The 13,544-nt window shown below is 34.5% G+C and carries 8 protein-coding genes; 4 read left to right on the forward strand and 4 right to left on the reverse strand.

Going from position 1 to position 13,544, the window contains the following annotated elements:
- Window positions 1-78: 78 nt before the first annotated feature.
- The 4 genes from JOOMADRAFT_RS00725 to JOOMADRAFT_RS00740 form a co-directional block, all read right to left on the reverse strand.
- Complete coding sequence (locus tag JOOMADRAFT_RS00725; protein ID WP_008610697.1) at window positions 79-2,382, reverse strand: glycoside hydrolase family 65 protein; 2,304 nt, start codon at window positions 2,380-2,382, stop codon at window positions 79-81.
- Window positions 2,383-2,384: 2 nt separating this feature from the next.
- The gene (pgmB, locus tag JOOMADRAFT_RS00730) at window positions 2,385-3,044 is read right to left on the reverse strand and encodes a beta-phosphoglucomutase (RefSeq protein ID WP_008610698.1); all 660 of its coding nucleotides are present in this window, start codon (window positions 3,042-3,044) and stop codon (window positions 2,385-2,387) included.
- Between the two features lie 40 nt (window positions 3,045-3,084).
- The gene (locus tag JOOMADRAFT_RS00735) at window positions 3,085-4,458 is read right to left on the reverse strand and encodes an MFS transporter (protein ID WP_008610700.1); all 1,374 of its coding nucleotides are present in this window, start codon (window positions 4,456-4,458) and stop codon (window positions 3,085-3,087) included.
- Window positions 4,459-4,619: 161 nt separating this feature from the next.
- Entirely contained in the window at window positions 4,620-5,642 is a 1,023-nt protein-coding gene (locus tag JOOMADRAFT_RS00740) for a LacI family DNA-binding transcriptional regulator (RefSeq protein ID WP_008610701.1), read from the reverse strand.
- A 489-nt stretch (window positions 5,643-6,131) separates the two neighbouring features.
- Here JOOMADRAFT_RS00740 and JOOMADRAFT_RS00745 point away from each other — a divergent pair, with 489 nt between their 5' ends.
- The 4 genes from JOOMADRAFT_RS00745 (at window position 6,132) to JOOMADRAFT_RS00760 (ending at window position 13,329) form a co-directional block, all read left to right on the forward strand.
- Entirely contained in the window at window positions 6,132-9,008 is a 2,877-nt protein-coding gene (locus tag JOOMADRAFT_RS00745; RefSeq protein WP_157136709.1) for a SusC/RagA family TonB-linked outer membrane protein, read from the forward strand.
- 12 nt (window positions 9,009-9,020) lie between these two features.
- Complete coding sequence (locus JOOMADRAFT_RS00750; RefSeq protein ID WP_008610703.1) at window positions 9,021-10,646, forward strand: RagB/SusD family nutrient uptake outer membrane protein; 1,626 nt, start codon at window positions 9,021-9,023, stop codon at window positions 10,644-10,646.
- A 103-nt stretch (window positions 10,647-10,749) separates the two neighbouring features.
- Window positions 10,750-11,814 (forward strand): SusE domain-containing protein, encoded by a 1,065-nt coding sequence (locus tag JOOMADRAFT_RS00755; RefSeq protein WP_008610704.1) that lies wholly within the window; start codon window positions 10,750-10,752, stop codon window positions 11,812-11,814.
- Window positions 11,815-11,889: 75 nt separating this feature from the next.
- The gene (locus JOOMADRAFT_RS00760; RefSeq protein WP_008610705.1) at window positions 11,890-13,329 is read left to right on the forward strand and encodes an alpha-amylase; all 1,440 of its coding nucleotides are present in this window, start codon (window positions 11,890-11,892) and stop codon (window positions 13,327-13,329) included.
- Window positions 13,330-13,544 lie beyond the last annotated feature (215 nt).

The following is a 13,544-nucleotide window of genomic DNA, read 5'->3' on the forward strand; positions in this document are numbered from 1 at the left end:
AATTCAACAGAATCAATTTAACAATAACCCGCCAAGCATTGTACCCCAATATCTCGACGAGTTCAGTTTGACATTAATTTATATGGTTATTGAAGTTGCTTTTACCTCAACTTCTTTTCCGTTCAATTCAATTTTTAAATCCTCTTCTCCTACAACTGTAAATGTAGTTTCTTGATGACTCACATCTACTTTTACAATACTTCCTCTAAAATTAACTTTAAAAGAAAAAGCTTTCCATTGTTTTGGAATCCGAGTTTCAAAAGTTAGGTTTCCATCTTTAATTCTCATTCCTCCAAAACCTTCAACAATACTCATCCAAGTACCCGCCATAGAAGTAATGTGTAACCCTTCATGAACCTCTTTATTATAATCGTCTAAATCCAATCTAGAGGTGCGTAAATAAAAGTTATAAGCCTGTTCCATTTTATTTAAAACAGCAGCTTGAATACTGTGAACGCATGGAGATAACGAAGATTCATGCACCGTAAAAGGCTCATAAAAATCGAAATGACGTGCCAATTCTTCTTTACTAAAATGGGCTTCAAAAAAGTAAAATCCTTGTAAGGTATCTGCTTGTTTTATGTAAGGCGAACGCAAAATTCTATCCCAAGACCATTTTTGATTTATTGGTCGCTCATCTTTTGAAAGATTTGCTACAGTAATTAATTCTTTATCCAGAAATCCATCCTGTTGTAAAAATACTTGATGCTCTTCACTGTAAGGAAAATACATATTTTGAGCAACTTCCAACCATTGTTTTATTTCTTCAGAAGAAAGCTTTGCTTTTGAAATAACTCGTTCGTAATCTGAAGCGTATTCCAACTTTACTTTCTCAATATTTTCGGTAGCATATTCAATACACCACTTTGCAATATAATTTGTAAACCAATTATTATTTACATTGTTTTCGTATTCATTAGGCCCCGTAACTCCAAGAATTACATATTTATTTTTAGCCGTTGAAAAGTTAGCTCTTTGGTGCCAAAAACGAGCAATTGCTATCATTACCTCCAAGCCCATTTCTGGAATGTAACTGTAATCTCCCGAATAGCGAACGTAATTATAAATAGCATACACCATGGAACCATTACGGTGAATTTCTTCAAAGGTAATTTCCCATTCGTTATGACTCTCTTCTCCATTCATTGTTACCATTGGATACAAAGCAGCTCCATTTTTAAAGCCTAATTTCTCTGCATTTTCTATAGCTTTTGATAAATGGTTGTAACGATATTTTAAAAGATTTCTAGCTACTTTATCGTCTTTGGTAGCCATATAAAAAGGAATGCAATAAGCCTCGGTATCCCAATAAGTACTCCCTCCATATTTCTCTCCTGTAAATCCTTTTGGACCAATATTTAAACGAGCATCTTTTCCAGAATAGGTTTGATTTAAATGAAAAATATTAAATCGGATTCCTTGTTGCGCTTTTACATCGCCATTAATAGTAACATCTGCCATTTCCCAAATAGAAGCCCAAGCCTCTTTTTGCTTTTCTAGCAAGGCATCAAAACCAATTTTTGAAGCATTGCTTAGCACTTTTAATGAAGCTTCTACAAGATTTTCTGCTTTATAATTTAAAGAAGTAACATAGCCTCCCATTTTTTCAATAGCAGCAGTTTCTCCTTCTTTTGCTTCAATAGTATATGAAAAAGTAGCTTTTAGCGCTTCAATATTTTCTTGTGGAGCAATGGTTAGCTTCTCATTATTCAAGAATAATGTACTAATCATTCCAGTACACACATGGTATTCTGTTTTATTGGTTTTAGAAACTACATACCCAAAATCATTTTGGGCTTCCGTTTTATAAACATCCCAGAAAGCATCGTCCCAATTAGTATCTTCATTAGTAATTCCACCATCTACATATGGTAAAAAAGTAATTTCTGCTGAAGTATTTAGCGGTGTTACCTCATATTTTATAGCTCCTACTTCGTCTATTTCTAAACTTAAAAAACGAGTAGCAGTAACTTTTATCTGCACATTGTTTGGCAAAGTAGCTTTAAAACTACGTTGATGCCATCCTTCTTTCATATTTAATTCTCTACGGAAATCTTCAACCGATTTACACGTATTTAAATCTAGCATTTCACCATTAACTAGCACGTTAATTCCTATCCAATTTGGCGCATTAAGTACTTTAGCAAAATACTCTGGATATCCATTTTTCCACCAACCAACACGAGTTTTATCAGGATAATAAACCCCTGCTATATAACTTCCTTGGAAAGTAGCACCAGAATAATGCTCTTCAAAAGTTGCACGTTGCCCCATAGCACCGTTTCCAATACTAAATAAACTTTCAGACGACTTTACTTTTGCTGGCTGAAATCCTTCTTCTATTAATGACCATTCGTTTGGTACAATATAATCCTGATTCATTTTTATTTAGGTTGAAGTGTTTTTAAAAAATTAAATGTTATTTCTGTGAAGCTCGAAAAATTATAATCGGCTTCTTTTAAGTTTTGTTCGTTTCCTAATCCTATTGAGATCATTCCTGCTGTATTTGCTGCTTCTATTCCTGCTTCGGCATCTTCAAAAACAATACAGTTATTTGGAGCTACATTAATTTTTTCTGCAGCAATTAAAAACACCTCTGGATTAGGTTTTGCTTTGGTAACGCTATTTCCATCAACTATAACGTCAAACAGATCCATTATACCTACCTTTTGTAAGATTTTAGGAGCATTTTTACTAGCCGATCCCAATGCAATTGGATACCCTTCTTTTTTAATCTCTGCGAGGATCTCTTTTATGCCAGGCAAAATATCTGCTGCTGTCATTTTATCAACATACGTTAGATAATCGGCATTTTTATTGGCTGCTAACTCATCAAATTTCTCTTGAGAAACTTCTGCATTAGCCCAGTTCAATATTTTCTTTAAGGAGTCTACTCTACTTACCCCTTTAAGTTGTTCGTTTTGTTGGTGTGTAAGTTCAAAGTTAAATTCGGCTGCCGCTTTTTTCCACGCTAAAAAATGGAACTTAGCAGTATCTACAATAACGCCGTCTAAATCAAATATAAATCCTTTTTCTTCCTTCATTTTAATTTCTTTTAAAACAAAGACTAATATTTTAGAAATACTAATCTATTGTATATGCAATAGCTTTTTTATTAACGATAAGTAGGTTTGCCAATCCGGCTAAAATCAAGCAAATTCCAGCAACAATCATGGAATAAATAGTTTCTTCTCCTATTAATTTATAGGCATAATTTATACCTCCTATTGCAGCTATTATCTGCGGAAGCACAATAAACATATTAAAGAGTCCCATGTAAACGCCCATCTTATTAGCATCGATAGAACTGGATAACATAGCATAAGGCATTGAAAGTATGCTTCCCCATGCAATTCCAATTAATATAAAACTGATATATAAATAAGAAGGATCAGGAACATAATACATAGATATAAATCCAATCCCTCCTAAAATCAAGGAAGCCATATGGGTATATTTACGGTTTACACGCTTTCTGGAGGCATAAAAAGTTAGCAACAAAGCAAAAACCATGGAAGAAAGTCCGTAAACTCCCATTGCAGAACCTACATTATCTGAGGCATCTTGATATTTTTTATTGGCAACATTAAAGGCTGTTTGCTGTGCTACCTCTTGAAAATTAAAAGCTGTTTCTACGGGAGCTGGTGCGTTATAAACATGCTCGGTAAGAGCTGGCATTGCAAGGCTCCACATGGTAAAAAATGCAAACCAGCTAAAAAACTGAATCACTCCTAACTTAATCATGGTAGGAGGCATATTTCCAATATTTTCAATAATATCTCTTACAAAATGTCCTTTTGTTTCAGCTTTCATTTTGTTAAAAGCCTCCATGTCTTCCGGCGGATATTCGTCCGTAGTAAAAATGGTATAAAGAATACTGGTTATAAAAACAAGAGCTCCAATAGCAAAGGCTATTTTAACCGACATAGGGACTATTCCTGGTGCGGCTTCATTGCTTACTCCTAAGTAATTAACCAACCATGGCAAATTACTAGCCACCCAAGTACCAATACCTATAATAAGTGTTTGCACAACAAAACCATATGAACGTTGCGACTCATGCAATTTATCGGCAACGAGCGCTCTAAAAGGTTCCATACTTACATTAATGGAAGCATCTAAAACCCATAGCAGACCTGCTGCAACCCATAATGCTGGAGAATGAGGTACTATAAATAAGGCTATAGAACTTAAAATAGCTCCAATAAGAAAATAGGGTCGGCGTCTACCTAGTTTGGAATGCCAAGTTTTATCACTTAAATAACCTATAATTGGTTGAATTAACAAACCTGTGAGGGGAGCTGCAATCCATAGAAGAGGAATATTGTCTTTTTCAGCACCGAGTGTCTGAAAAATACGAGACATAAACCCTCCTTGAAGAGCAAAACCAAATTGAATTCCTAGAAAACCGAAACTCATGTTCCAGATTTCCCAGAAACCTAAAATACGCTTTTTCATTATCGTAATGTGTTAGTTTATTATACGATAAGCGCTATGACTTATCAAAGCTTAATTTAAATTGAGAAGTAAAAATATAAACTTTGACGGCTGCAAGATAGTATTTTAGCAGATAAGAAACTAATAGTCTTACTATTAAACTTTAACAACTACGAAAACTACTAGATAGGTTTCGTAGATTCTCGTTCTAGAATAGAGGTTTTTATAACCTCTGTTTTAAAACTCGATTCATCATCATTTGTTTCAAGTCGGTCGATTAACATTTTAGCTGCTTTTTCTCCCATTTCAAAACCATGCTGAATAACAGTGGTAAGAGTTGGGTAAGAATATTTAGATAAAATTCCGTCGCTAAAACCTATAAAACTCATTTCTTGAGGAATCTTAAATCCGCGGTTATGCGCTTCTCTCATTGCTACCACGGCATATAATTCGTTCACCCCAAATACAGCATCAAATTTTTCAGTATCAAAAAGATGCTTCACTTTTTCGTCTAATTCTTCTACTTTATCAACCTTTACAATTAAATTTTCATCTAATTCAATTCCAGCATCATAAAGTGCATTTACATAGCCTTGCGTACGGAGTTTCCCTATAGAAATATAATCGGCTGTAGTAATTAAAGCAATACGTTGACAACCCGAATAAATTAAATGTTGAATGGCATTATAAGAAGCTCGGGCATCGTCTATTATAATTTTATCACAATAAATTTCGTCGGAAGTTCTATCAAACATCACTAAAGGCATTCCTTGATTAATTACTTCCCGTAAGTGATGAAAATCCTTCTTTAAGAGGGTTTCTTTTGAAAGTGATAATAAAAACCCATCTATTTGTCCATTAGCCATCGTTTCCATATTAATCACTTCTTTATCAAAAGATTCGTTGGACAAACAAACAATTACATTATAACCGAGCTCATTTGCCTTCTTTTCGATTCCACTAATAATTAACGTAAAAAAATGATGGACAATTTCAGGAATAATTACTGCTATATTCTTAGTTTTTTTGTTCTTAAGACTCAGCGCAATATTGTTAGGTTTGTAATTATAGAGTTTGGCAAAAGCTTGTACTTTCTCAATAGTATCTTTACTAATTTCAGAGCTATTACTCATTGCTTTAGACACTGTAGAAATAGAAACATCTAGCTCTCTAGCAATCTCTTTAATTGTAATTTTTTTCTTCATTATATAGCAGAAATTAGATTTTAATATATGCAAAAATACATACAATAATTACTCTTTTCCAATTTAAGCACAGAATTCTGCTTTTATGAAAAATTAAACTATTCACAATAACCCACTTCATTTATTATGAATAGTAAAATTAAAGTCTATGAATAGAGCTTTCTGTTAAAAAATAAAAAGTTCTCAACACTAAACCGTTTTCGTGACCCTCCAAACGAACTCCAACGTTTTCTTTACTCAAATTTTACATAGTTTTAACGCCGAGAAGTAAAAATATAAGCTAACAATTATCAAAACTATTTTACAATTTCTTATGAAACCCTCATTGAGGGATTAAGTATAGCCAAGGTAATACCTACACATAAGAAAATACATAAAGCAATGGTTTTTAAGACATAGTGGCTCTTTACTTAATTAGTAAAATATTGAAAAATAAACGTTTAACCTAAATTTATTCGTGTGAAAAAAAATCAAAAAATAAGTCTATTAATGTTCCTAATATCGGCAAGCATTTTTGCGCAACAATCGGTTAGTGGAGTTGTTACAGACGCTTCAACAAATACCCCAATTCCAGGTGTAAATGTTGTAATAAAAGGAACAACTACAGGAACAACTACAGATTTTGATGGTCAGTTTACCATTAATGCTGAAAATGGCACAGTTATTCAATTTTCTTATATCGGTTTTAATACACAAGAAAAGCCTGTAACGGGAGCAACTATGAATGTTGTACTAACAGAAGATACCCAACAACTAGACGAAGTTGTAGTTATTGGTTATGGTTCCGTAAAGAAAAAAGATGCTACTGGAGCTGTTGACCAAGTTTCTACGGAAGATTTTAACCAAGGACCTGTTTTAAATGCAGGGCAATTAATTACAGGTAAAATTGCCGGGGTATCTGTTACTTCTGGTGGTGGAGCCCCTGGTGAAGGTCAGAATATTGTAATTCGTGGACAAGGATCTTTATCGCTTAACAGTTCGCCTTTATACGTAATAGATGGGGTTCCAATTGCAGATAGTGGCGTTGGAGGTGCTAGAAGTCCGCTAAACTTTATCAACCCTAATGATATTGAAAGTATGACGGTTCTTAAAGATGCATCGTCTACGGCAATTTATGGAGCTAGAGCTGCCAATGGAGTAATTATGATTACTACCAAAAAAGGAAAAGGCAACGATTTTAAATTTAGCTATTCTGGTTCTACAACCCTTTATACCCCTACAAATTATGTAGATGTTATGGATGCCAATGAGTTTAGAACTCTCGTAAATGAAGTAGGAAGTGCAGATGCAATTAGTCGTTTAGGAGCTAGCAACACAAACTGGCAAGATCAAATCTATGGCGATGCTTTTGGATTTGAACACAACCTTAGTACCACAGGAAATATTGCTGGCTTTATGCCCGTAAGAGCTTCTATTGGGTATACCGACCAAGATGGTGTTTTACAAGGGGATAACTTTGCTAGAACTACAGCATCTATTAATCTACGTCCATCTTTTTTAGATAATCATTTAAAAGTTGAGTTAAATGGACGCGGTTCTTATACCGAAAACAAGTTTGCCAATAGGGATGCTATTGGGACGTCTGTAGATTTTGACCCAACACAAGCTATTTATGACGAAAACTCTCCTTTTGGCGGTTACTTTACTTGGCTAAACAACGATAATGTTCAAAATAGTTTAGCGCCAACAAACCCTGTTGCCTTAGTTAATTTAAAAGATGATACTGCGGAAGTAAGAAGATTTATTGGAAATGCTAAAGTTGACTATAAACTTCATTTCTTTCCAGATTTAACAGCTACTGTAAATGTAGGATTGGACAAAAGTAATAGTCACGGAAGAACAATAGTTTCAGATCAAATGCCTTCTTCTCAATTAGACTGGAACGGATCTTTTTCTAATTACACAAACGAAGCTACCAATAAATTATTCGACGCTTACGCTACTTATTCAAAAGAAATTGATGTTCATTCCATAACTGCTGTAGCTGGATATTCTTATCAGAGTTTTGAAAATGATAATTACAGTTTCGATAGTGAGGCAGAAGAAGAAGGAAACAACCCTATTAGAATTGATAAATGGAGAAGTGTTTTACTTTCTTACTTTGGAAGATTTAATTACAACTTCGATAACAGATATTTAGTTACTGCAACTTTAAGAGCAGATGCTTCTTCTAAATTAAATCCAAACGACCGTTGGGGATATTTTCCTTCTGTAGCAGTAGCTTGGAATTTAAACAACGAAAGTTTCTTAGAAGATTCAGAAGTAATAAACCAATTAAAATTAAGAGTTGGATATGGTGAAATTGGAAATGTAAATGGTTTAGGAGATTATAATTTCCTAACTAAATATACAGCCAGTAGAACCAATGCAAATTACCAATTAGGAGATGGCTTTTACCAAACCTATAGACCAGAAGAATATAATGAAAACTTACGATGGGAAGTTGGTAAAACGCTCAATGCTGGAGTAGATTACGGATTTTTTAACAATAGAATCTCTGGTTCTGTAAATGCTTATTTAAAGAAAACAGAAGACTTAATAAGTTTTGTAACTGTAGACCCATTTACAAATTTCTCTAACGGTATCGACAAAAATATTGGAGATATGGAGAACAAAGGAATTGAGTTTGAACTAAATGTTGTCCCAGTACAAACCGATACTTTTAATTGGAGCATTGGTTACAATATTTCTGTTAATAGCAATGAAATTACCAATCTTCCAGATCAAGTAGAAGTAGGAGGAATTAATGGTGGAACTGGTAATAATATTCAGCTACATAAAGAAGGATACTCTCCTTTTAGCTACTGGGTATACAAACAAGTCTATAATGAAGCTGGAGCTCCAATTGAAGGCGCTTATGTAGATAGAAATGGTGATAACCAAATAAACGACGACGACCGTTATTTATACAAAGACCCTTATGCAGATGTTATTATGGGTTTAAACACCAATTTAAACTACAAAAATTGGGATTTAGCGGTGGTTACAAGAGCAAATATTGGAAACTATGCCTATAACAATATGGCCTCTAGTAAAAGTTATGAATTAAGGGCTACAGAAAATAGCATTCTTACTAATTTACATAGAGATTACTTTAATTCTAGATTCCAATCAATTACGGAAACCAATTTACAAAGCGATTATTACATCCAAGATGCTTCCTTTATTAAAATTGACAATATCACTTTAGGATACACTTTACAAGATGCTATTCCAAGTACGAGTTTACGTTTTTACGGTTCCGTACAAAATGTAGCCACTTTTACAGATTATGACGGACTGGATCCTGAAATTGGTGGAGGTATCGACAACAACTTCTACCCAAGACCGAGATCTTTTGTATTTGGTGTTAATCTTAATTTTTAATCAGAATTTACAATGAAAAACACATATAAATTACTCATCGCATTATTGGCAACTGGAACCATTATGGTTTCTTGTCACGACGACCTTGATCAAACTCCTATCGATCCAGATAGTTTTACAGAGCAAGATGTTTTTGCTAATGCAGACGAAGCAAAAGGGGCACTAGCCAAACTATATGCTAGTTTAGCCCTAACTGGGCAAGAAGGTCCTGCTGGAGATGCAGATATTACAGGTATAGACGAAGGTACTTCTCAGTACACAAGAATGCTTTTTAGTTTAAACGAATTAACTACAGACAATGCCGTTGTAGGTTGGGGAGATCCTGGTTTGCCAAATTTACACGCCATGAGCTGGAATGCAAGCAACGACTTTGCTACGGCAATGTACTATCGTTTGGCGCAAGAGGTTTCTTTTTGTAATTCTTTTATTGAAAAAGCTACTCCGCTAAACGATACTCCAGAAGTTGCTTCTTTTATTGCTGAAGCAAGATTTCTTAGAGCTTTTGCCTATTACAATTTAATAGATTTTTATAGTGATGTTCCGCTGGTTACAGTTGTTTCTACCGATTTACCAGAACAAAACACAAGAGCTGAGATTTTCAGTTTTATTGAATCAGAATTAACAGAAATAGAAACTTCTCTTAAAGAAAGTGGCGCTAATGAATATGGACGCGTAGATCGAGTTGCTGCTTGGGCTTTATTGTCAAAACTTTATTTAAATGCCGAAACTTGGATTGGAGAAGCTAAGTATACAGAAGCAATTACTTATTCAAACAAAGCTATAAATTCTACTTATGCTTTAAACACAACAGATGCCAATGGAAATGGCTCTGCCTATGATGAACTTTTCTTAGCCGACAACGATTCTAATGGAGCACAAAATGAATTTATTTTTGTACTGAATTTCGACGGAAATCAATCAAGAACCTATGGAGGTACTACCTTTTTAGTACACGCAGCTGTTGGAGGTTCTATGGAGCCTGCAGAGTTTGGTGTTAATGGCGGTTGGGCTGGCCTACGTACTACAAAATCGCTAGTTGAAAAATTTCAAACCTCAATTACAAATTCTGACGACGATGGAAATCCAATTGAGTGGGCAGACTCTAGAGCAATGTTCTACACCGATGGACAGTCGTACGAAATTAACACTATTGCTAATACTTTCACAGACGGTTATGCAATTACTAAATTCAAAAATATCGACTCTCAAGGAAATGCTGGGAGTGATGAAGGAGGAGATTTTGTAGACACCGACCTCCCAATTATTAGAGTTGCCGAAATCTATTTAAACTACGCAGAGGCTGTTGTTAGAGGCGGATCTGGAGGCGATTTAAATACGGCTACAAATTATATCAATCAAATTAGAGCACGTGCTTTTGGAAATAATTCTAACAATGTTTCTAGTAGCAATTTAACCCTTGATTTTCTTCTAGATGAAAGAGCTAGAGAATTATACTGGGAAGGTCAACGTAGAACCGATTTAGTTCGCTTTGGATATTTTACTTCAGGAAGCTACCTATGGCCATTTAAAGGTGGTGCAAAAAATGGAACTGGTGTAGAAGACTACAGAAACTTATTCCCATTACCTAGTAATATTGTTTTAATCAATACAAACCTAACTCAAAACCCTGGTTACTAACCTAAACTAATTAAGATGAAACATTTATGATTAATTCTATACACACCGCAAAATGATTTTATAAATGTTCCATTTGACCGTTAAAAACAATAAATATAAACAGATGAAAAAAATATCACTTTTACTACTTGCTTTTATAGCAACTTTAAGTTTTAATGCTTGTTCTGATGATGACGAATTCACTTTCGTGGCAAAGCCTGACCCAGAAGGTATTGCATTTGAAAATACGGTGTTAGACTCCTACCCTCTTGAAGCATCAAATGGTGACAATCTAGCGGAAAGATTTGTATGGAATGCTGTTGATTTTGGAGTCTCAACTCCAGTTTTTTATGAACTACAAGCTTCTACAACTACAGATTTTGAAGGAATTACTGTATTGGGAAGTAACCTAAGCGAAACAAATTACGGGGTTACAGTAACTAATATGTTAAGCTTGGCAGAAGAAGCAGGACTAGATAATGATCCTGAAACGGAAGCTCCTAATACAGGAACCCTATACTTTAAAGTTAGAGCGTATGTTGGGAGTAATGGCGGGAATACTGTTGAGCAATTTTCCGATTCTCTACCTATTAATGTTGAATTAGTAGAAAATACAGAGGAAGTAGAAAGCATTGTTACCACCTGGGGATTAGTAGGAGATGCAACGCCAAATGGATGGGATGGTCCAGATGTCTCTTTTGTTAAAACCGAGGATCCAGATGTAATTATTGCGTATGCTAACCTTATAGAAGGTGAAATTAAAATAAGAGAAAACAACGATTGGGCTCTTAATTATGGAGATACAGGAGCAGATGGAACACTAGAAGAAGGAGGAGATAATATCCAAGTAGAAGCTGGTTCTTACAAAGTGACCTTCAACACAAAAGAACTTACCTACACAATAGAACCTTTTACATGGGGATTAGTAGGTTCTGCAACTCCAAATGGCTGGGATGGTCCAGATGCTGCATTGACTTACGACCCAGCTACCGATTCTTGGTCTGCAACAGTTACACTTGTAGACGGCGAAATGAAATTCCGTCAAAACAACGAATGGGTGGTTGATTACGGAGACACAGGTGCAGATGGAATGCTAGAACAAGGTGGAGATAACATTGCAGTTAGCGGAGGAAACTATAATGTAACTGTAAGTTTTACAAAGTTAACCTATACTTTGGAAGCTCAATAACCTATCTATAAAATTAAAGAAAGTCGGAAAACGAATCTAGTTTTCCGACTTAACTTCCATTACTAAAACTAAACCATGAAAACTAAACTCCTATACTTTTTTGTAACCAGTTTTTTAATCTTATCGTCATGCTCAAACAATGATGATAGTTCTACTACCCTCCCAGAACCTACCACTCCAGAAGCTGGAGAAGTAACCCCTTTAGATCTCACAAAATATGAGAGCGGAAACAATGTAATGATGCAAACCTTCTATTGGGATGTAGAACCAAGAGGAGATTGGTGGGATATTTTGAGCGAAAAAGTAGCTAGTTGGGCAGATGCAGGAGTAGATCGCCTTTGGTTACCAGTTGCCACTAAAGGTCAGTCTGGAGGTTACTCTATGGGGTACGACCCTTCAGATTATTTTGATTTTGGGGAATATGAACAACATGGAACTACAGAAACACGATTTGGAAGTAGAACCGAATTAGAAAATTTAATCAAAAAAGCGCACGAAAATAATCTTGAAGTTATTGCAGACATTGTAATAAATCATAATTCTGGTGGTGGCGAAGAGTACAATCCGTATAGAGATAAAAATACCTATACTTTATTTGATGAAACTCATGGAAATGCTTCAGGATTATTCAATAGAAATTACGAAAATTTTTATCCTAACAGCACTAGTAATTATGACGAAGGAAGTCTTTTTTATGCTGAACAGAACTTGGATCATAACCAAGATTATGTTCAAAATTGGCTTTGGAAACAAGATAATTCTGTAGCAAAATACTATAAAAATACTATGGGATTTGATGGCTGGCGTTTTGATTATGTTTTAGGGTATGAGCCATGGGTTGTAAAAGCCTGGCTTGATGAAGTAGGTGGATTTTCTGTAGCCGAATTATGGGATGGTAATCCCGTAGTTTTAAAAAAATACATTGAAGAAACAGGAAGTAATGTATTCGATTTTTCTACTTTCTATAAACTCGAAGAAGCTTTAGACCGATATGAAGATCTGACTTATTTAGACAAAGAAATGCTTTGGCAAACCTACCCTGAAAAAGCAGTCACTTTTACCGCTAATCACGATACCGAAAAAGATAGCAATGAAGATAACTTTATAATGGCCGAAAATAAATTAATAGCCTATGCTTACATTTTAACACACCCTGGCTATCCTACAATTTTTTATTCTGATTATGAAAATGAAGCTTTTCAAGAAGAAATAAAACAACTTATAACAATTCATAACAGTTTGGCAATTGGGGAAACGGAAATTTTATATGTTGATGCAGACGAATATATTATGAAAAGAAAAGGAACATCCGAAAATCCAGGTCTTATTATTTATATAAATACTTCTGACACTACTAAAAGACGTACCGTTAAAAGCAATTGGATAAACAGTACATTAATAGATTACTCTTTAAATTCCACATATGCTCCTTACGCTAAAGAAGATGGAGAAGTGAATTTAGAAGCACCTGGAAAAGGTTATGCTGTATGGTCTACCACTACTCCACAGGAGTAAGAAATTTTTTTTTAAAATACACATTTTTCAAAATGCTTAAACGCTTTTGAAGTTAGCAACGGAGAACTATTAGGTTCTCCGTTTTATTTTTCTTCAACTTAGATTTTAACAGTATTTACTACATTTAATAATATAACAAAATACTAAGATAAAAAGTATCAATGTTAAAATTATAAACATTTTTTTTATTATATTCACACTATATTATTATAATT

Origin of the sequence: Galbibacter orientalis DSM 19592 (assembly GCF_000260115.1) — a bacterium.
Taxonomy (GTDB): Bacteria; Bacteroidota; Bacteroidia; order Flavobacteriales; family Flavobacteriaceae; genus Galbibacter; species Galbibacter orientalis.

Excerpts from the sequence above, each read along its gene's own strand:
- JOOMADRAFT_RS00725 (WP_008610697.1), bottom strand. The coding sequence starts at position 2,382 with ATGAATCAGGATTATATTGTACCAAACGAATGGTCATTAATAGAAGAA.
- pgmB (WP_008610698.1), bottom strand. The coding sequence starts at position 3,044 with ATGAAGGAAGAAAAAGGATTTATATTTGATTTAGACGGCGTTATTGTA.
- JOOMADRAFT_RS00735 (WP_008610700.1), bottom strand. The coding sequence starts at position 4,458 with ATGAAAAAGCGTATTTTAGGTTTCTGGGAAATCTGGAACATGAGTTTC.
- JOOMADRAFT_RS00740 (WP_008610701.1), bottom strand. The coding sequence starts at position 5,642 with ATGAAGAAAAAAATTACAATTAAAGAGATTGCTAGAGAGCTAGATGTT.
- JOOMADRAFT_RS00745 (WP_157136709.1), top strand. The coding sequence starts at position 6,132 with ATGTTCCTAATATCGGCAAGCATTTTTGCGCAACAATCGGTTAGTGGA.
- JOOMADRAFT_RS00750 (WP_008610703.1), top strand. The coding sequence starts at position 9,021 with ATGAAAAACACATATAAATTACTCATCGCATTATTGGCAACTGGAACC.
- JOOMADRAFT_RS00755 (WP_008610704.1), top strand. The coding sequence starts at position 10,750 with ATGAAAAAAATATCACTTTTACTACTTGCTTTTATAGCAACTTTAAGT.
- JOOMADRAFT_RS00760 (WP_008610705.1), top strand. The coding sequence starts at position 11,890 with ATGAAAACTAAACTCCTATACTTTTTTGTAACCAGTTTTTTAATCTTA.